The sequence below is a fragment of the Microvirga sp. 17 mud 1-3 genome, assembly GCF_003151255.1.
GTDB lineage: Bacteria > Pseudomonadota > Alphaproteobacteria > Rhizobiales > Beijerinckiaceae > Microvirga.
In genome coordinates, this window is the sequence record NZ_CP029481.1 from 3,123,411 (window position 1) to 3,143,116 (window position 19,706).

The 19,706-nt window shown below is 64.9% G+C and carries 17 protein-coding genes; 5 read left to right on the forward strand and 12 right to left on the reverse strand.

The genetic code is table 11. The features are described 5' to 3' along the window. Positions 1-90 precede the first annotated feature (90 nt). Both tcuA and tcuB read left to right on the forward strand, forming a co-directional pair. Positions 91-1,479, forward strand: a complete 1,389-nt coding sequence (gene tcuA / locus C4E04_RS14745; RefSeq protein WP_109601164.1) for an FAD-dependent tricarballylate dehydrogenase TcuA — start codon at positions 91-93, stop codon at positions 1,477-1,479. Then, positions 1,466-2,623, forward strand: a complete 1,158-nt coding sequence (tcuB, locus tag C4E04_RS14750; protein WP_109598476.1) for a tricarballylate utilization 4Fe-4S protein TcuB — start codon at positions 1,466-1,468, stop codon at positions 2,621-2,623. Before tcuA ends, tcuB begins: the two co-directional genes overlap by 14 nt. Positions 2,624-2,730: 107 nt before the next feature. Here tcuB and C4E04_RS14755 read toward each other — a convergent pair whose 3' ends face one another. The 12 genes from C4E04_RS14755 to C4E04_RS14805 form a co-directional block, all read right to left on the reverse strand. Further along, complete coding sequence (locus C4E04_RS14755) at positions 2,731-3,141, reverse strand: PRC-barrel domain-containing protein (RefSeq protein ID WP_109598478.1); 411 nt, start codon at positions 3,139-3,141, stop codon at positions 2,731-2,733. Positions 3,142-3,242: 101 nt separating this feature from the next. Then, positions 3,243-3,872, reverse strand: coding sequence for a histidine phosphatase family protein (locus C4E04_RS14760; protein WP_109598480.1), 630 nt, complete (start codon positions 3,870-3,872; stop codon positions 3,243-3,245). 53 nt (positions 3,873-3,925) lie between these two features. Then, the gene (locus C4E04_RS14765; protein WP_109598482.1) at positions 3,926-4,594 is read right to left on the reverse strand and encodes a phosphoglycolate phosphatase; all 669 of its coding nucleotides are present in this window, start codon (positions 4,592-4,594) and stop codon (positions 3,926-3,928) included. A gap of 103 nt (positions 4,595-4,697) precedes the next feature. Then, entirely contained in the window at positions 4,698-5,795 is a 1,098-nt protein-coding gene (locus C4E04_RS14770) for an ABC transporter ATP-binding protein (RefSeq protein ID WP_109598484.1), read from the reverse strand. Between the two features lie 31 nt (positions 5,796-5,826). Then, on the reverse strand, positions 5,827-7,569 hold the full coding sequence (locus tag C4E04_RS14775; RefSeq protein WP_109598486.1) for an iron ABC transporter permease: 1,743 nt from the start codon (positions 7,567-7,569) through the stop codon (positions 5,827-5,829). 83 nt (positions 7,570-7,652) lie between these two features. After that, positions 7,653-8,978 carry an ABC transporter substrate-binding protein gene (locus C4E04_RS14780; RefSeq protein WP_109598488.1) on the reverse strand — a complete coding sequence of 442 codons (1,326 nt, stop codon included), beginning with the start codon at positions 8,976-8,978 and terminating at the stop codon, positions 7,653-7,655. Between the two features lie 191 nt (positions 8,979-9,169). Then, entirely contained in the window at positions 9,170-10,519 is a 1,350-nt protein-coding gene (locus tag C4E04_RS14785; RefSeq protein ID WP_109598490.1) for a sigma-54 dependent transcriptional regulator, read from the reverse strand. Further along, a complete protein-coding gene (locus tag C4E04_RS14790; RefSeq protein ID WP_109598492.1) occupies positions 10,516-12,423 on the reverse strand; it encodes an ATP-binding protein in 1,908 nt (635 codons plus the stop codon). Before C4E04_RS14790 ends, C4E04_RS14785 begins: the two co-directional genes overlap by 4 nt. Then, complete coding sequence (locus C4E04_RS14795; RefSeq protein WP_109601166.1) at positions 12,420-13,802, reverse strand: ABC transporter substrate-binding protein; 1,383 nt, start codon at positions 13,800-13,802, stop codon at positions 12,420-12,422. The genes C4E04_RS14790 and C4E04_RS14795 overlap by 4 nt, the downstream gene beginning before the upstream one ends. 606 nt (positions 13,803-14,408) lie before the next feature. Further along, the gene (locus tag C4E04_RS20945) at positions 14,409-14,573 is read right to left on the reverse strand and encodes a hypothetical protein (RefSeq protein WP_162559416.1); all 165 of its coding nucleotides are present in this window, start codon (positions 14,571-14,573) and stop codon (positions 14,409-14,411) included. Positions 14,574-14,656: 83 nt separating this feature from the next. Beyond that, positions 14,657-15,244 carry a hypothetical protein gene (locus C4E04_RS14800; RefSeq protein WP_109598494.1) on the reverse strand — a complete coding sequence of 196 codons (588 nt, stop codon included), beginning with the start codon at positions 15,242-15,244 and terminating at the stop codon, positions 14,657-14,659. 41 nt (positions 15,245-15,285) lie between these two features. Continuing rightward, on the reverse strand, positions 15,286-15,798 hold the full coding sequence (locus C4E04_RS14805) for an invasion associated locus B family protein (RefSeq protein WP_371682000.1): 513 nt from the start codon (positions 15,796-15,798) through the stop codon (positions 15,286-15,288). A 322-nt stretch (positions 15,799-16,120) separates the two neighbouring features. Here C4E04_RS14805 and coxB point away from each other — a divergent pair, with 322 nt between their 5' ends. The 3 genes from coxB to C4E04_RS14820 all read left to right on the forward strand — a co-directional run bounded on the left by coxB (position 16,121) and on the right by C4E04_RS14820 (position 19,704). Further along, positions 16,121-16,981, forward strand: a complete 861-nt coding sequence (gene coxB / locus C4E04_RS14810; RefSeq protein ID WP_109598498.1) for a cytochrome c oxidase subunit II — start codon at positions 16,121-16,123, stop codon at positions 16,979-16,981. 26 nt (positions 16,982-17,007) lie between these two features. After that, the gene (gene ctaD / locus C4E04_RS14815) at positions 17,008-18,624 is read left to right on the forward strand and encodes a cytochrome c oxidase subunit I (RefSeq protein ID WP_109598500.1); all 1,617 of its coding nucleotides are present in this window, start codon (positions 17,008-17,010) and stop codon (positions 18,622-18,624) included. 123 nt (positions 18,625-18,747) lie between these two features. Beyond that, positions 18,748-19,704 (forward strand): heme o synthase, encoded by a 957-nt coding sequence (locus tag C4E04_RS14820; protein WP_109598502.1) that lies wholly within the window; start codon positions 18,748-18,750, stop codon positions 19,702-19,704. Positions 19,705-19,706 lie beyond the last annotated feature (2 nt).

A 19,706-nucleotide genomic window follows, 5' to 3' on the forward strand; every position in this document is an offset into this window, starting at 1 on the left:
GTGGGAATCGCGGTCTCAAGGGACTTTCCGCAAGAGCAGACAAAAGTGGCCTTACGTTCCGAAGCGCAGGTTAAGCCCGTTCCGGTCGAGCTGACACGCAGATACGACGTCCTTGTGGTCGGCGGCGGGAACGCTGCCCTTTGCGCGGCCATCAGCGCCCGTCGCTCCGGCGCTTCCGTGCTCGTCCTCGAAGGCGCGCCGAAATTCTATCGTGGCGGCAATACCCGCCACACGCGCAATATGCGCTGTGCTCACGACGCGGCCACCGAAATCCTGACTGGCCCCTATACGGAAGAGGAGTTCTGGGAAGACCTTCTGCGTGTGACCGGCGGGCAGACCGACGAGGAACTTGCCCGCTTCATGATCCGTGAATCCAAGGAGATTCTGAACTGGATCGTCGAGCAGGGCGTGCGTTGGCAGCCATCGCTTGGCGGAACCCTCAGCCTCGGTCGTACGAACTCGTTTTTCCTGGGCGGCGGGCGCGCGATGCTGAATGCGCTCTACTTCACCGCGGAGCGCCTGGGCGTCGATGTCCTGTACGACGCGGAGGTCGTCGACCTGGATATTCGGGACGGTATGTTCCACTCCGCCACGGTCGCCTATGGCGGACAGCGGCATGAAGTCCACGCCGCAAGCCTGGTCGCGGCCGCCGGAGGCTTCGAGGCCAATATCGAGTGGCTGAAGCAGTATTGGGGTGACATCGCCGAGAACTTCCTCATCCGCGGCACGCCCTATAACCGTGGCTCCGTGCTCAAGATGCTGCTCGACAAGGGCGTGCAGAAGATCGGCGACCCCACCCAGTGCCACGCGGTGGCAATCGATGCCCGTGCGCCTAAATTCGACGGCGGCATCATCACACGGCTCGACTGCGTCGTCTTCGGCATCGTGGTGAACAAGAACGCCGAGCGCTTCTATGACGAGGGCGAGGATCTCTGGCCGAAGCGTTACGCCATCTGGGGGCGGCTCGTTGCGGCCCAGCCCGACCAGATCGCCTATATCATCTTCGACGCTCCATCCCTCGAGATGTTCATGCCGTCGCTCTACCCGCCCATCAAGGCGGACAGCATCGCGGAACTCGCCGGGAAACTCGGCCTCGACCCACAAGCACTCGAAACCACGGTCGAAACGTTCAACGGGGCTGTGCGCCCTGGCACCTTCGACCACACAATCCTGGACGATTGCCGGACGGAAGGGCTCACCCCGCCGAAAAGTCACTGGGCCCGGCCGATCCGCAATGCGCCTTTCTATGCCTATCCGGTCCGTCCCGGCATCACCTTCACGTATCTGGGTACGAGGGTGAACAAGGAGGCGCGGATGATCATGGCCGACGGGAGGCCCGCAGCCAACATGTTCGCCGCCGGGGAGATCATGGCCGGCAACGTGCTCGGCAAAGGGTATGCCGCCGGCATCGGAATGACCATCGGCAGCGTCTTTGGGCGCGTCGCCGGACGAGAGGCCGCTAAGAATGCATGCAACTAAAGCCCTCGAAGAAGCCGACCGTCTGATGACGGTCTGCAATTCCTGTCGCTATTGCGAAGGACTTTGCGCCGTGTTCCCGGCGATGGAACTGCGGCGCGCCTTCACGGACGGCGATCTCAATTACCTGGCCAATCTCTGCCACAGCTGCGGCGCCTGCTATACGGATTGTCAGTTCTCGCCGCCACACGAGTTCAACGTCAATGTCCCGCAGACATTGGCGAAAGTCCGTAACGACTCCTACAAGCTTTACGTCTGGCCGCGCGCGTTGGCGCCTCTCTTCGAGCGCAACGGCCTGGCGATCAGCCTTATCGCGGCCCTCAGCGTGGGCATCTTCTTCTTCGGCCTGATGGCGTTCAACGACCCGGCCGTGATGTTCGGGGTACAGACCGGGCCGGGAGCGTTCTACCGGATCATGTCCCACAATGCGATGGCAGGGGTGTTCGGCGCTGCGTTCTTCTATGCGATTGCGGCCCTGATCATGGGCTTTCGCATGTTCTGGCGCGACATCGGCGAAACCCGGGAGACGCTGACCAACGGCGTCTCGGTCTGGCAGGCGATGAAGGACACTATGGCTTTGCGCTATCTCGATGGCGGAGGGCCCGGATGCTTCAACGAGGATGAGCGGCCCACCGACCGTCGCCGGCTCTACCATCACATGACGTTCTACGGTTTTTTCCTCTGCCTGGCTGCGACGAGCACGGCGACGCTCTATCACTATCTGCTCGGCATGGAAGCGCCCTACACCTGGTATGACCTTCCCGTGATCCTTGGAACGTTTGGCGGGATTGGTCTCGTCGTCGGCCCGGCGGGTCTCATCTGGGCGAAGCTCAAGCGCGATCCGGCCCTGAGGGACGAGAACGGGCGCAGCATGGAGATGGCGTTCGTCGTGATGCTGTTCCTGGTGAGCGTCACCGGCCTGCTGCTGCTGATTCTTCGGGCCACGCCCGCCATGGGAACGATGCTGGCGCTTCACATGGGCTTCGTGTTCGGCTTCTTCATGACCATGCCCTACAGCAAGTTCGTCCACGGCATCTACCGGTTCGGAGCCCTTGTGCGCTACGCGAAGGAACGTCGCGCGCTTCATGAGCCGACGCCGTCGAAGGCCAAGGCTTTGTCCATCCCCGATGCCAAAGCGGGAGCTTGACGTACCATTGGTTGTCACGCTCCGATGAGACAAAGGAAAGGGCGCGGTTCGCATAAGCAAACCGCGCCCAATTTCTTCCTACCGCCGAGAAGTGGGCGGAAGCGCCGTTACTCCTTCCAACGTCCTTCGTACTTGAACTCCGGAACGGCCTTAAGCTGATCCTTTGTGGCGTTGATCGTCGCATGCCACTTCTTGTCGTTCTCGTTATAGCTCACGTTGACCATGCCCGGATCGACGACGATGTTCCGGTCGCCGACGCCGAGGAATCCGCCGACCGAGATTACATACCCGACGACGCGACCTTGGCTGATGACAATATCCTCGATCTCGCCGACCTTCTCGTTGGCACTATTGCGAAGGTCCAGGTCGTCCAGCTGGCCGCTCATGATGGCGTCCTGCGGAACCTGCACGGCATGGGCAGCCGGTGCCGAAGCGGCCGGCGCGGCGGGAGCCGTCTGGGCGTAGGCTGCGCCGCTGAGGAATGTGGCGGCCGTGAAGGCGATCATGAATGAGCGCATCGTTCTCTCCTTTTTGATGTTCGTGCAGAGAACCGCTTCGTAACGCCAAGGTTCCGAACGATGCTGACGATTGAGGAGGATACGCTCCGTGCAAACGCAGTCTAAACGGGAGAATGGTCCAGCCCGCGTGCCCTCAGATCGCCCGGCATCGGCGCGATATTGTGCGCCACAAGCCGTGCTTTGTGCGGACGAGCCGAACGGTCGATATCAAAGATCGTAAGGGCAGCCGGCGCCACAGGCGACAGGCTGGAGGGAGGCAGGCCCAAGAGGATGTCGCAGGACGCCCGGACCACCCCTTCATGCGCGACGATGACGACATCGCCATCCTGCTCATGAAGGGCCTCTTCGATGGCCGCTCCGATACGGTCGCAAAACTGGCGCCACGTTTCCCCACGCGGCGGCGTATAGGATCCGAGCCGCCATTCACGATAAGTGCCCCTGTCGGAAGTCTCGATCTCGTCGATCAGACGGCCCGTCCATTCCCCGAGATCCATCTCGCGCAGGCGCTCATCGGTTGCAACATCGGCAAAGCCGAGGATTTCGGCCGTCCGGCGCGCACGGCTCAGGTCCGATGTTACCACGTGTGCGGGAGCAGGCCCCTCGGCGAAGAACCGCGCCGCGCGCCGCGCTTGGTCGATCCCACGCTCTGAAAGGGGTGCATCCGCATGCCCCTGAAGGCGGCGCTCGGCATTCCAGACGGTCTCGCCGTGCCGCACCAGGATAAGCTTCATGGTCGTGGTTCCGGTGTGGAGGTTAGGATTCTTCTTCAAGCTCGCCGGAAGCGTCAGGCTGCCGCGGCGCTTTCGACGACCGGCAGAAGCTCCGGCATGGTGTCGATGAGTCTGTCGGCACCGAGTTCTGCGTGCGGCTTGTGGCTGTAGCCGTAGGTCACGGCGACGGCACGGGTCCCGGCTGCGCGGGCAGCCTGCACATCGTGATAATTGTCGCCGACCATCAGCGCCGCTTCGGGCGTCACACCCAGTCGTTCCAACGCGGCGAGGAGTGGGGCCGGATGCGGCTTGCGCTCAGGCAACGTATCGCCTCCGACAACGGCACCGAAGAACCTATGCAGGCCGAGCGTTTGGAGAATATCCATCGTCGCCGCATAGGGCTTGTTGGTCACGACCGCCAGGACGAGACCCCGGTCCCTCAGGCCCTCCAGCGTCTCCGGTACGCCCGGATAGGCTTCGGTATAACGAGCCGCATCGGCCTCGTAGATTTCAAGGAATCTAGCGGCGAGCGCCGACAGGCGGGACAGGTCTCCGCCCGTCGCCGTCAGGGCGCGCTCGACCAGCTTCACGACCCCGTCCCCGACCATCGCCTTAACCTCATCGAGGCTGACATTCCGCAGGCCCTGCTCCGCCAGGAGCACGTTTGTCGCATTCTGAAGGTCGCGCGCACTGTCGACGAGAGTACCGTCGAGATCGAAGATGATGGCTTTCAGCGATGTCATGGAATGACCTTGAACCGGTTCACGAGAAAGGGCGCCGCAGACGAGAGGCGGATCGCTCCGCCTCTGCGGTCAACGGCATGGTCCGGACCTGGATAGCGCGGCCTCAGGCCGCGAGCCAGAGCGCGGAACGCAGGGACAGGCCTACATCGACCCGGTCTCCCGGCTGATGGAGAGCATCACCCGTCTGGAACGGCGTATCGATGGAGACCTCAGCGGAGCCGATCTTGACGCCGTAGCGGAGCGTGGCGCCGAGGAACTCGCTATGCACGATGGTCCCGGGCAGCCAGACGTCGCTCTGCCTATCCCGTCCTAAGGATGCATGCTGGGGTCGGAAGACGAGCTTCGCGCCCTCCGGTACGACCACATTGGCCGGGATCGGCAGGCGCACGCCCCCTTCGATGTCGAAGAAGCGCTCCCCCGCCTCGCGCAGAACCCGGCCCGGCAGGATATTGGCGGTGCCGAGGAAGTTCGCGACGAACAGGTTGGCGGGCTTCTCGTAGAGCTCCATGGGCGTGCCAACCTGCTGCACGATGCCGTCGTTCATAACCGCGATGCGGTCACAAATGGTGTTGGCTTCCTCCTGGTCGTGGGTGACGAAGATCGTCGTCAGTCCCAGCCGCTGCTGCAGGTCGCGCAGTTCCCGCCGCACCTGGACGCGCATCTTGGCGTCGAGGTTGGACAGGGGCTCGTCGAGGAGCAGCACCTTCGGCTCGATCGCGATGGTGCGTGCGACGGCAACCCGCTGCTGCTGGCCGCCGGAGAGCTGCGAGGGACGCCGGTCCGCCAGGTGGGCGAGCCCGACAAGCTCCAGGGCGGCAGTCACGCGCTTGTCGATTTCGGCCCTCGGCACCTTCCGCTCCTCGAGGCCGAAGGCGACGTTCCGCCTGACCGTCATGTGCGGCCACAGAGCGTAGGACTGGAACACCATTCCGACATCGCGTTTCCAGGGGGGCAGGCGGGAAACGTCCCGCCCTCCCACGAGGACCTCGCCGCCATCGGCGTGGTTGAAGCCCGCAATGAGGCGCAGCAGTGTGGTCTTTCCGCAGCCGGATGGGCCAAGGAAGGCGAAGAACTCGCCCGGCCGGATGTGCAGGTTGATGCCCTTGAGGACATGGTTGGCGCCGTAGGACAGGTCGACATTGCGGATATCGACGTCCACGGCATTGGCCCGAAGGGCCGTAGCGGGAAGAGGCTGGTTCATGGGTCTCGTTTCCTCGTTCTCGTAGGCGGCATCAATGTCCGGCCGCCTTGGCCTTCTGGCTTTTCTCGATGATCAGATGGGACGCGAAGGTGCATAGGGCGACGAGCAGAACCGCGATGACGCCCAGCGCAGCCCCGGGACCCCGCCCGGCCGCCGACTGCATGAACACGTAGAGTCCATAGGCGAGCGGCGCGTCCGCGTTCGACTGGACAAGCATGAGTGTCGCCGAGAGCTCCACGGCTGCCGTCGCGAAGCTCGTGACGAAGCCGGCCAGGATGCCGCCCGCCATCAAGGGCAGGACGATCCGCCGGATCGTGCGCGTCTTCGTGGCGCCGAGGTTCTCGGCTGCCTCCTCGAGCGAGACGGAGATCTGCTGCAGGGCCGCGTAGCAGGCCCGCAGGGCATAGGGCAGACGCCGGATCGCGAGCGCCAGCACGATCATGATCCACAAGGCGGCCAGAGGCGTGCCGTCGGGAAGCTGCACGCCGTAGAAGGTGCGCAGATAGCCGATGCCGAGCACCACGCCTGGGATCGCCAGGGCAGCGGTCGCCGCCCAGTCGAGCCATTCCCGGCCAACGAGCCGCGTCCGCAGCACCAGATACGCGATGGCCGTGCCGAGGACGACGTCGATGAGCCCCGCGATGGACGCATAGATGAACGTGTTCTTCACGTACACGAAGCTCTCGCCGAACACGCGCCCGTAATGGGCCACGGTGAAGCCGTCCGGCAGCGGGCTGAAGGACCAGATCGTCGCGAAAGAGAGGAGCAGCAACCCGATATGGGGCGCCAGGACCAGGAGCAGGATGAGCAGGACCGCCGCATAGGCGATGACGCTCTCCCAGGGGCGCATCCGGCGCTTTGCGAGGCCGCCGCCGCCGCGCTGCACGGTGGCGTAATCCTTGCCGCGCATGGCGCGCGCCGAGATCCACATGGCCAGGATCGACATGCAGATGAGCACGACCGAGATCACGTATCCCATCGGGTCCGCGATGCCGATCGACGTGACGCGCAGATAGGCCTGCGGCGCCAGCATGTCCTTGACGTTCAGGAGCAGCGGCGTCGCGAGATCGTCGAACACCTTGACGAAAACCAGCGACGCGCCCGCGATATAGCCCGGCATGGCGAGCGGGAAGACGATGCGGCGGAACAGGCGGAAGCCCGAGCTGCCGAGATTCTGCGCCGCCTCCTCCATGGCCCGGTCGATGTTGCGCAGGGCAGCCGAGAGGTTGATCAGGATGAACGGGAAATAATGGACGGCCTGAACGAAGATGACGCCGTTCAGCCCTTCCATGAAGGGAATCTTGAAGCCGAACCAGTCGTCGAGAAGGAGGTTCACCGTGCCGTTGCGCCCGAACAGGAGCAGCATCGCGACGGCGCCGACGAAGGGCGGCATGATCAGCGGCAGGAAGCCCAGCGTCTGGATGATCATGGCGCCGCGGAACTCGAAGCGCGTCGTGATATAGGCAAGCGGCAGCGCGAAGAGAGACGCGACGACCACCGACATTGCGGACGCGTAGAACGAGTTCCAGAACGAGCGGATGAACAGGTCCGTCCGGGCGAAGTCCAGGAAATTGACGAGGGTGAACCCGCCGGTCCCCTTCTCGGTGAAGGCGACGTAGATCACCGTTCCGACGGGGATGACGAGGAAGAGGACGAGAAAGGCGGCGATCCCGAGTGCCAGGGCGATCTGCCCCGGCGTCGCCGATGTCCTGAAGAAATGCCTGGGGGGCGCGGACGGCGCATGCGCGCGTCCGACCGTCGTGGCGCCGGCCATGAGCGCTCTCCTAAATCCGAAAAGGGGATGCTGCGGGCGGCCCGCTACAGCGAGCCGCCCAGGGGACCGATCGGAGGATCAGGTCAGCGTGCGAGCTTCAGCGCCTGCTCGGCCTTGGCCTGGGCCTGCTGGTAACGCTCCTTGGCGAAGGCGGCCCATTGCTGCTCGAGCTCGGCCTGGCGGGCACCCTTCTGCTTGCCGCCCGTGAAGGCACCGGCGATCTCCGGCGAGGAAGCCTGCTGCTCGGTGACCGGCATGGCGGCCACGAGGTCGCGCGCCTCCTTCACGAGAGCCTTGGCGTCGGCATTGTCCTTCTTGGCGAGGGCCGCTTCGGCGTCGTGGATGGCCTTGGTGGCTGCCTTGAGAGCATCGAGCTGGAACGTGATGGTCTGGTCGTAGAGTACGTCGACGACGTTCGTGCGCTTCTCCGACACGTCCACGTCGAACTTCACCTTGGAGCCGAGGGACGGATCCTTGAAGGGATTCGGATAATCCGCCGGAGCCTTGGCGTAGACCGCCGGGTTGACCGGCAGACGGCGGATGCTCGGCTCGAGCAGCACTTCCTGACCCGCGGGAGAGACCAGGTAATCGACGAAGGCCTCGGCCCCGGCCTTGTTGGGCGCGTTGGCGATCACGGCGACGTTCGCCGGCACGATGGTCGTGACGGTCGGGTAGACGAACTTCACCGGGAAGCCCGAAGCCTGGGACGAGAAGGCGAAGAAGTCGATCACGATGCCGTAGCCGACCTGGCCCGAATTGACCGCCTCCGGCACACCGAAGGAGCGCTCCGTGATCTGGCTGAAGTTGCCGGACACTTCCTTAAGGGTCCGCCAGCCCTTCTCCCAGCCCTCGCCCTGGAGAATCGTCTCCACGGTCAGATGGGTCGTGCCCGAGCGGGACGGCGCCGCCATGGCGACGTGATCATGGAAGATGGGCTTGGCGAGATCCTGCCAGTCCTTCGGCTCAGGCAGCTTGTTGGCCTTGGCATAACGGTCGTTCCACATGATGCCGTAGCCGGATGCCGCAAAGCCGGAATAGAAGTTCTCCGGGTCGTTGATCGGATAGGAGCCGATCTTGTCCGGAATGCCCTCTGCCTTCGGCTTGTACTTCTGCAGCAGGCTCTTGCCCTTGAGAACCTCGAAGGCATCCGGCGCCGAGGCCCAGAAGACATCGACCTGATTGTTGGCTTTCGTCTCCTCGACGAATTTCACGCCCGCGTTGGTGTTCCGGTTCTGGACATCCAGGGTCACGCCCGGATGCGCTTTCTCGAAAGCCTGCTTGAACGGGTCGGTTACGTCCTTCGAGAACGAGGTCACGACCGTGACCTTGCCGGATTGGGCGAAGGCGGTTCCCGTAAACAGGGCGGCGCCGGCGATGAGCGCCGCGGCGGCGGCGGAATGGCGAAGCATCAGTTTCCTCCAACGTGATGGCTCTATGTTGGGCCCGCCCGAAGGCGGCCGACGATGCTTCATGCAAGAATCGTGCCAACCTGCTTTTCAGCTCACCGCCGATGGCACGGGGTACGCCGTCCGCCCGGAGTTCGTGATCGGAGGGAAAGAAACGTAACGTCAGCTCCACCGGATGGGTCAGAACCGTAACATCACTCTTTCAGTTCGCCCGCGCGGCCGAGATCGTATTTGCGCATCTTCAGGTAGAGGGTCTTGCGCGTGATCCCGAGCGCTTCGGCGGTGGCGCCAATGCGCCCTCCCATGCGCGCGAGGGTCTCGTCGAGCACGCGCCGCTCAGCGATTTCCATCTGCTGTTCGAGGGTCATCATCTCGCGGGAGCCGGCTTCGGCCTGCGGCGCCTCGTCGTCGTCCAGGCCGAGGAGATACCGCTCGGCGGCATTCCGCAATTCGCGCACATTCCCGGGCCAGTCCTGCTGCTGGAGCCGCTCCTGGAACGACGGGTCGAGCGCGGGAGCCGCCCTGCCCTGCCGCGCTGCCGCGAGCGCCAGGAAGTGGTGAAATAGCCGGGGAATATCGTCCCGCCGCTCCCGCAGCGGCGGCAGGCGGACCGTGACGACGTTCAGCCGGTAGACCAGGTCTTCACGGAAAGCGCCCTTGCCGGCGAGTTCGGCGAGGTCCGCCTTCGTGGCCGCGACAACGCGGATATCGACCGGGATCTCCTTGTTGGACCCAAGGCGCTCGATGGTCCTTTCCTGAAGCACACGCAGCAGCCGGATCTGTGCCGTCATGGGCATGGACTCTATCTCGTCGAGAAAGAGCGTGCCGCCACTCGCATGCTCGATCTTGCCGATCCGCCGCTCGCGAGCGCCCGTGAAGGCGCCAGGCTCGTGGCCGAACAACTCACTCTCGATCATGGTTTCGGGCATGGCGCCGCAATTGACCGCCACAAACCTCCCCTTCCGACGACGGCCGAAATCGTGGAGCGCGCGGGCCGCAACCTCCTTGCCGGTGCCCGTCTCACCGAGGAGAAGAACATCGGTCTCAGCCTCCGCGAGCGTCCGCAGGTTTCGCCGCAGGCGCTCGATGACGGTGGAGCGGCCCACGAGCCGGCCCGCGAAGGGATCCTGATCGGCGGAGCCCGCCTTGAGAGCCCGGTTCTCCAGAATGAGGCTGCGATGCGCAAAGGCGCGCCGAACGGTCTCGACGAGCCGGACAGGATCGGCCGGCTTTTCGAGGAAATCCCAGGCGCCTGCCCGCACGGCCTTGATGGCCATCGGCACGTCGCCGTGGCCCGTGACCAGGATGACCGGAATCTCGGGATCGACCGCCTGGACGGCCTCTAGGAAGTCGAAGCCGTCCTTTCCGGGCATGCGCACGTCGCTCACGACGACGGCCGGAAGATCCGGCGACAGGACGCTCAGCCCTGCCCCAGCGGACGCGAAAGCCGTCACGTCGAGGCCGTCGAGTTCCAGCGTCTGCCGATAGGCGTCGCGCACCTCCGCGTCGTCGTCGACAAGGATGACCCTGGGCTGAAGGCTCATGACGGATCCGCTGCCGTCAGCTCGATCACGAAGGTCGTGCCATCCCGTCCGGTCTTCGCCAAAACCAAATCTCCTCCAAAGTCTTTCGCGATGTTGTACGACATGGAAAGCCCCAGGCCGAGCCCCAGGCCGGCGGGCTTCGTCGTGAAGAACGGGTCGAAGATTGCTCCCCGGTGGCGCTCCTCGATCCCCGGTCCGTTATCTGCGACCGTTAGACTGATCCGACGCCCTGCTGTTCGTGCGACGATCTCGATGCGCCTCTCATTCCGCCCATCGAGGGCATCGAGCGCGTTCGACAGAAGATTGACCACGACCTGCTCCAGCCGGACCTCCTCGGCCCGCACCGCGAGGGGCGTCTCGGGAAAGCTCACGCGCACATCGACCCGTTCCTCCGTGATACGCTGCTCGAACAGGGTCAGGGCGCCCTCGACAGTCGCGCGCAGGTCGACCGTGTCCAGCGCATCGGCCGGACGGCGGGCGAACCTCTTGAGGTGCCTGATCAGCTCGGCCATCCGGGTCGTCAGCTGCTGGATGCGGTCGAGGCTCGTCCTGGCATCGTCCGTCCGGCCGCGTTCGAGCAGGACCGCGCCGTTATGGGCATGGGAGCGGATCGCCGCGAGGGGCTGGTTGAGCTCGTGGCTGATCCCGGCCGCCATCTGCCCGAGCGCCGCGAGTTTGGCAGCCTGGACCAGGTCGTCACGGGTCTGTCGGAACACTGTCAGCGCCCGAGCAAGATCCCCGAGTTCGTCATCCGTGGGTGGAGGCAGGGCCGGCATGGACGGACCGCTCGCAATGGTCGTCGCCGCCGCGGTCAATCCCCGCAGACGCACCACGAGACCGCGCCGGACATAGAACCAGCCGACCAGGATCGTGATCCCCAGGGACGCGACCGCGATGGCGAAGAGGAGGTTGCGGCCGACCACGATGGCATTGGCGGAGCGCTCCGCCGCACGCCGCGCGATAGCCTCCGTCCGGCTGACCTCCTGGGAGATCAGCGCGCCGAGCTGAGTGACCAGCCGCCTGTTGTCCGCAAGAAGGCCCTGAGCCTCGGCGATGGCTTCGAGCTCCGCCCGCTTCACGGCCGCAAGACCGGTCTTCGGATCGGAAACCGTCAGCAGGCGCGCGGCGATCTGACTGATCGTGATCGTATCGGTCCAATTGGCGAGCGTTTTCGTCTCGACATCCAGCTGGTCCGCCATCTCGCCGATGAAATTGCTCGTCTCCTGAAGATCCTCGATGGTCGGGACCGTTGCGAGCCGCCCCAACAGGCCCACGATGAGGTTGGCCTGTGCATTGATGGTCAGCAGCGCCTCGCTCTTGCGGCTTTCCTCCCGCAGGGTCCGGCGCCCGGCCTCGGCGGCTTCGCCCGGCGCGACGCGGCCGATCGCCGATTCGATGTTGAAGCGCGCATCGTCGATGAGCGGATCGACCTCCTCGATCAGGTCGGCCTGGAGCCACCGCAGTTCCTCGCTGATCTCCCGCGAGCGCTCGTGCAGGGGAAAGCGCCTGTCCGCGACCCGGTCGATGGCATCGAGATTGGTCTTGATCGCCTCCGTCACGATGAACAGATCGGGCGACAGCGACCCGTTGTCATTCCGCTCGTTGAGAACGGTCCGCAGAGCCGTGAGGCGGTCGACGAGGGTCTCGCGGATGCGGTTATAGGCCTCCTGCCGCTCGGCGACGGCAAGGTCCGGCGTGCTCGCGATCACGTTGGCGCCCGCCTCCGCAAGACGTGCCGAGAAGGACAGGGCCGGCAGGTGAGCCTTCGCGACGGAGTTCAGCTCCTCACTGAGCCGGGCATAGGACAGCCACCCCACGATGCAGGCGCCGACCGCAAGGCCGCCCACACCCAGAAAGGCGATCGTGAGGCGGCCACCGATGCCCAGTCTCCTGCGATAGATCATGGCCGCCCTGCCTCCGGGAGGCGCTTCGCCTGCTCGCCGGCAGCTTCCAGTCTGAGCGCGGCCTCGGACAGGGCCTTCGCGGCCCGCCGCATGTTCTCTTCGATTCCCTCTTTGATGCGGGTCTCGAGCTGGATCTGGGGCTCCGGCCTCGGCAGGCCCCGCGGCACCCTGATCAGGCCTTTCCAGCGCTCCCGATCCATGGCCTCGTCCCGGCCGAGAGGCGGCCGCGTCAGCGCGGCCCGAGCCTCGCTCACCAGGCGGGCGGCCTGCGTGTCGGCCCGCTCGGTCAGGGCGGTTTCCAGCGCCCGAACCGAGCGCCAGAGACGCCCGAGCTCGGCCCTTCGGAAGGTGATCGCCTCGTCGAAGAGGATGTTCACGAGCTCGTAGCGCGCGGCCGAGAGGCTCGCGTCGAACAGGCTCCTGGCGAAGAGCCCATCCCGGGAGAAGGGCAAACCCTCGGCAGCCTTGTCGGCCGGATAGGCAGCGGGGGAGATCGGCAGCCGGGCCACGGCGGGATCGAGCAGGAGGGCCTGTCCCTCGGGCGACAGCACGAAATCGACGAAGCGCTCGGCCCCCTCGCGATTCTCTGCATCGGCCGGAATCGCGATGCTCGCGGGCACGAACAGCGTCTCCTCGGGAAGGATGAACCGGGTCGATCCGGCAGGACCGCTCTCCGGATTGGCCAGGAAATCGATCGAGGGGCCGATTCCGAAGCGGCCGCGGGCGACGCCTGCCGACACCCCGAAGCTGCGGGCCGTCACGGTGGCCAGGTTGCCGCCGATCTCGGACCAGATGCCCCAGCCGCGCTCCCATCCGTAAACCTGGAGGATGGCCTCGACCATGAGGTGCATGGTGCCCGACCTGGACGGGGAGCTGATGCCGATATGTCCGGCATAGATCGGCGCCGTCAGATCGCTCCAGCCCTTCGGGACCGGCAAGCCTTTCTCGTTCAGGTAATGCGGATTGTAGACGAAGCCGTAGCCCGAGAGCGCGAAGCCGAGATAGGTCAGGTCCGGATCGTTCACCGGATAGCCGGCGATGAAATCCGGCGCGCCCGTCGGGCGAGGCTTCAGCCGCGCCAGGCGCCCGGCGCCCTTCAGAATCTCGAAGGCATCGGGCGCCGAGGCCCAGAAGATGTCCGCCCTATGCCTCTCGCCGAGAATGTCGACGACGGCGGCCGTCGTCTTGCGCTGTACGAATTCGAGGGCGATCCGTGGATGGCGCTGCCCGAAGGCAGCCCGGAAAGGTTCGAAGAACTGCGGCGGGAAGGAGGTCAGGATCCGAACGGGACGCACCTGCTCGCTCGCTCCGGCCGGCATGGCCGACAAGGTCAGCAAAGACAGGATAGCCGCCCATGCGGCAATGAAGGTGCGGAACATGTATCCGTCCGGAAAGCCCGATTCTGGGCGCATCATAGGCTGCCGGGAAGCCGACAGGACAGGCACCCTTTTCGACTGACATTCCCGGCACCCGTGATTCGCCCGGGCTATGAAGAGCAGAGCTGCCGGGCGTTATCCACCGCCGAGACCTGCCGCAAGGGAACCGTTCCGGATGTCCGGCGGTTGAGGAATGGAACTTGGTGATTGTTCCTCCCTCTGGACCTTGCTCCCTCCCCTCGGAGGGAGCTTTTTTGTGGGTCACCGCCGGCGTCCCAAACGACAAAGGCCGCGCCGGTCTTTCGACTCTCTGCGCGGCCCCTGGACAAGCCTGCCCCCAGGCCCGTTCTCAGGTCGATATCTGATTTGCCGGGACGTCCGCAATGCGACCGAAAACGGCACGCGCATCATGTCGCAGGATTTTTCTCTTTCGTCGGGAACCCAGTCCGAACCTGAGCGTTATGAGGCTTCCGGCCCTACGCCCCCGTGGGCTGGTCCACTTCGGGCGCCCTTCATGGGCGCCCTTTTTCGTAAGGGCACTCACCCATCGCCATAACGAAATGCCCCGCTTTCGCGGGGCACCGTCGCTCGACGAATTGTATCGGAGCCTTACTTCGCCGGCACGCTTTCCCTAACGGGCTCGGCTTTCTCGGCGGCCTTGCCGGCATCCTGGCGAAGCTTGTCGACGGTCTCGGCGCGCTTCGCCTCGGTTTCCTTCCGACGCTCGGCTTCCGCCTTGGCGTCAGTCATAGAGGATTGGCGATAATAGCACATGCTGACCTCCCTTCATGGGACGTCAAGGCAACGCAGCGCGAGAACCGGGGTTCCGGTCCGGAGCTGCGACAGAGCGCGGCTTCTTAGCCCCGCTTGCGCCGCGCCGGGGCGCTGCTGCCGAGGCCGACCTCGATCTCGAAGGTGGACGCATCCATAGCCGGGACCACGATGCCCTCCTCGATCACCGCGAAGGAGCCCTGGGTGTCGCCGGCGGGAATCGCCACGCTCGTGCGCTTGGACCGGTTCGCGATGACCCTGGAGCCGCTCTTCACGACGATCTGGACCGGAACGTCGTAGCGACCCGGCGCACCGCCTGCTCCGAGGAGGGCGCGTCCCTCGACGCCGACCTTCACGACGGTCGAGCCGTCCGGCTGGCCGGCGCATTCGCGGGCAAGATTGCTGATGGCGATCTGGCTGCGCAGGTTGCCCTGATCACCCACATGGCCGCCCGAGAAGGCCTGGATCGCCGAGCCTCCCTCCATCACGTCGACCGAAGGGCAATAGACGTCCTCGAGGACCTTCTTCTGGGGCGGCGGCACCGAGGGGCCGGCGAGCAGGACCATGTTGCCCAGGCTCGACCCGCCCTCTCCCGGCGCTCCGCAGCCGCCCAGGAGGGCCACAAGGCCCATCGCCGCCAGGGCAAAGCCCGCCTTCGCGCTCCATCCGCTCATGATGTACCCCCCAACGTCTTTAAAACTGGCCAGGCCGCTCTTTAAGGCAGCGCGTCGAATCCGGCCGCGAACCCGTTCAGCGACACCGGAATGCCGATCCCCTCCTCCGGGGTCTGGAACACGATGAAGGTGGCCGTCTGGCCGGTCTTCATCTGGTTCACGAGGTTGTCCTCCATGACCACCTCGGCGACGCATCCCGTGGACAGGCAGCGCACGAAGCCCGCGCGGCCGATGTCGGTCTGGTCGATCTTGAGGCCCAGGCCGGAGGGCAACAGAATACCCAGCGGTGCCACGACGCGAAGCAGGCGACTCTTCCCGTCGGCGGTTTTCAACACAATAATCACCAGGGTGACGTTGGGACGGTCCTCGGCCGCCACGTTCTGCACGAGGGCGCATTGCTCGCTCGTGGCCCCGGCCGGGGTTTCGCAGCGCATCTGCCAGTCGCCGTACGTGTTCTTGACCATGCCCTGAGCCTGGACGCCGCCGGCATAAGCCAGTCCGCACAGTCCAAGCACAGCGGCCGCCGCGCGGCCAACCCAACGAGACACGCTCACAGGCACCTCCGTCCTCGATTCCATCGTGCAAAGGGCGGCTGTGCCGCGCCAATCCGTTAAGGTCCGTTGGGACCATGCCGAGGGCCGGAATGTCAAGCGAGAGGGCCCCTTGGCAGGCGATATTGATCGCGAACGGGCCCTTTGGCGGTTATGACGCACAAATTGCAACGCTTGCACCGTTGCACTCCCGTCCATCCTGTGGTCATAGACGCAGATCAAAGGTGATGGCGCAGGCCGGGCACCGCATTTTGCACGCCCACGCCCTCCCCGATCCTACTCGTGGCCAGGCCGGCCACTATATCTTAGGAGCTTTGGAACACCGATGCGGATCGAGACCTCAAGACTTCGATCGGTGACTGCCCTTTCCACGGCGGCGGTCGCACTTGTGTTGGGCATAAGTGAGGCAGCCGCAGGCACCGGCGCCCCTTCCCCTTGGGAAATGAGCATGCAGGGCATGGTCACGGAGGTGGGACGCGACCTGTCCAACTTCCATACCTACCTCGTCTGGCTCATCGCCGCGATCTGCCTCTTCGTGCTGGCGCTGCTCATCATCATCGTAGTCCGCTTCAACGAGCGGTCGAACCCGGTTCCGTCGCGGACGACTCACAACACCATGCTCGAGGTGGCCTGGACGATCGTCCCGGTCCTGATCCTCGTGGCGATTGCGATCCCGTCCTTCCGGCTCCTGCGTCAGCAGCTCGTGGTTCCCCAGGCCGACCTGGTCGTGAAGGCCACCGGCTACGCCTGGTACTGGGGCTACGAGTACCCGGCCGACCAGGGCGGCGGCTTCAAGTTCGATTCGAACATGATCACCGAAGCGAAGGACCTGAAGCCCGACCAGCCGCGCCTGCTCGGCGCCGACAACCCGCTGGTGGTTCCGGTCGGTAAGGTCGTGAAGGTCCAGGTCACGGCCGCCGACGTGCTGCACTCCTTCGCCATGCCGTCCTTCGGCGTGAAGGTCGACGCCGTCCCCGGCCGCCTGAACGAGACCTGGTTCCGGGCCGAGAAGGAAGGCGTCTATTTCGGCCAGTGCTCGGAGCTTTGCGGCAACGGCCACCCCTATATGCCGATCGAAATCCGCGTCGTGAGTGAGCAGCAATATGCCGCCTGGCTCGCCGAGGCGAAGCAGAAGTATGCTTCCGTCGACGGCTCCGGCTCGCTCAAGCTTGCGAACGCTCAGTAACTTAGCAGGACCACAGAGGTCTCATCATGGCAAATGCAGTTGATGCCGCTCACGCGGATCACCACGATCACCCGACCTTCTGGCGCCGGTGGTTCTATTCCACGAACCACAAGGACATCGGCACGCTCTACATGCTGTTCGGCTTCACGGCCGGCCTCGTGGGCGCCGCCCTTTCCATCGGCATGCGGCTCGAACTCCAGGAGCCGGGCCTCCAGTTCTTCTCCAATCCCCAGGCCTTCAACGTCTTCGTGACGGGCCACGGCCTCATCATGGTGTTCTTCATGGTGATGCCGACCCTGATCGGCGGGTTCGGCAACTGGTTCGTGCCGCTGATGATCGGTGCGCCGGACATGGCGTTCCCGCGCATGAACAACATTTCGTACTGGCTCACGGTCGCGGGCTTCGGCCTGCTGGTCTGCTCCCTCTTCGTCGAGGGCGCGCCGGGCTCCAACGGCTTCGGCGGCGGCTGGACCGTCTATCCGCCTCTGGCAACGGCCGGCCATCCCGGTCCGGCGCTCGATTTCGGCATCCTGGCGCTCCACCTCGCCGGCGCCGGCTCGATCCTGGGCGCGATCAACTTCATCACCACCATCCTGAACATGCGCGCTCCCGGCATGACGCTGCACAAGATGCCGCTCTTCGCCTGGGCCATGCTGGTCACCGCCTTCCTCCTCCTGATGACGCTCCCGGTTCTGGCCGGCGCCATCACGATGCTGCTGACGGACCGTAACTTCGGAACGACCTTCTTCGATCCGGCCGGCGGCGGCGACCCGATCCTGTACCAGCACCTGTTCTGGTTCTTCGGTCACCCCGAAGTGTACATCATGATCCTGCCGGCCTTCGGCATCATCAGCCACATCGTCTCCACCTTCTCCCGCAAGCCGATCTTCGGTTACCTCGGCATGGCCTATGCCATGGCGGCGATCGGCGTGGTCGGCAGCGTGGTGTGGGCGCACCACATGTTCACGGTCGGCCTCTCGCTCCAGACCCAGGCCTACTTCGTGTTCGCCACCATGGTGATCGCGGTGCCGACGGGCGTGAAGGTGTTCTCGTGGATCGCCACCATGTGGGGCGGTTCGGTCCGCTTCACGGCCCCGATGTACTGGGCCGTCGGATTCATCTTCGTGTTCACCGTGGGCGGCGTCACCGGCGTCGTGCTGGCGAACGCTCCGGTCGATCGGTACATGCACGACACCTACTACGTGGTCGCCCACTTCCACTACGTGCTGTCGCTGGGCGCCGTGTTCGGCATCTTCGCGGGCATCTACTACTGGTTCCCGAAGATCACCGGCTACATCATGCCGGAGTGGATCGGTAAGACGCACTTCTGGATCGCCTTCATCGGCGCCAACGTGCTGTTCTTCCCGCAGCACTTCCTGGGCCTCTCGGGCATGCCGCGCCGCTATGCGGATTATCCGGACGCCTTCGCGGGCTGGAACCTGGTCTCGTCCATCGGCGCTTACATCTTCGCGGCCGGCCTCCTCTTCTTCATGTTCGGCGTGATCTACGCCCTCGTGCGCAAGGAGAAGGCTGCCGGGAACCCGTGGGGCGAGGGCGCGACGACCCTGGAATGGACCCTGTCCTCCCCGCCGCCCTTCCACCAGTTCAACGACCTGCCGCGCATCGCGGATACGGGCCACTAAGCATCAGAGCCGGGCGGCACCCGCCGCCCGCTCCTCCCCCGAGGGCTTGGGTCCAAGCCTTCCGGCGAGGAGTTGACATCGAAAGACCCCGGGCAGGCCCGAGGTATTTGGAAGTTCACCGACATGAGCACTGTAACGAATAGCCTGACCGACGCTCGCCGCGAGAGCCTCGTCACCGCAGGGGTCTCGCAGGGCGACGTGTCCGATTTCTTCGCGCTGCTGAAGCCGCGCGTCATGTTTCTGGTCGTGTTCACGGCCCTGGTCGGCATGGTCGTCGTTCACTCGAACGTGCATCCCGTCCTGGCCTTCGCGTCGCTCCTCATGATCGCCATCGGGGCTGGCGCTTCCGGCTGCCTCAACATGTGGTGGGATGCGGATATCGACGCGGTCATGACCCGGACCCGCAAGCGTCCGATCCCGGCCGGAAAGATCCAGCCGGGCGAGGCGCTGGCCTTCGGCACGTTCCTGTCGGTGGCCTCCGTGATCATGCTCGGCCTCGTGAGCAACGTGCTCGCGGCCGGCCTGCTCGCGTTCACGATCTTCTTCTACGCCGTGATCTATTCCATGTGGCTGAAGCGCTCGACGCCGCAGAACATCGTCATCGGCGGTGCGGCAGGCGCCCTTCCGCCGGTCGTCGCCCAGGCGGCGGTGGCCGGATATGTGGGCTGGGAGAGCATCATCCTCTTCGCCATCATCTTCATCTGGACCCCACCCCATTTCTGGGCGCTCGCCCTCGTCAAGTCGGGAGATTACGAGCGCGCCGGCATCCCGATGATGCCGAACGTGGCCGGTCCCGATTCGACCCGTTTCCAGATCCTTGCCTATACGCTCGTCCTGGCGCCCCTCGGCCTCGCGCCCGTCGCTTTCGGCTTCGGCGGTATCGCCTATGCGATCGTCGCGACGCTCGGCGGGCTCGGCATGCTGGCCCTCGCCGTTCAGGTCTACCGCCTGCGGAAGGGAGAGCCCGCCATGCGCGTGGCGCAGCAGCTCTTCGCCTTCTCGATCCTCTACCTGTTCCTGCTCTTCGCGACGCTTCTGGCGGAGCATGGGCTCGGCTTCTTCCGTCCGGTCTTCGGGTAAAG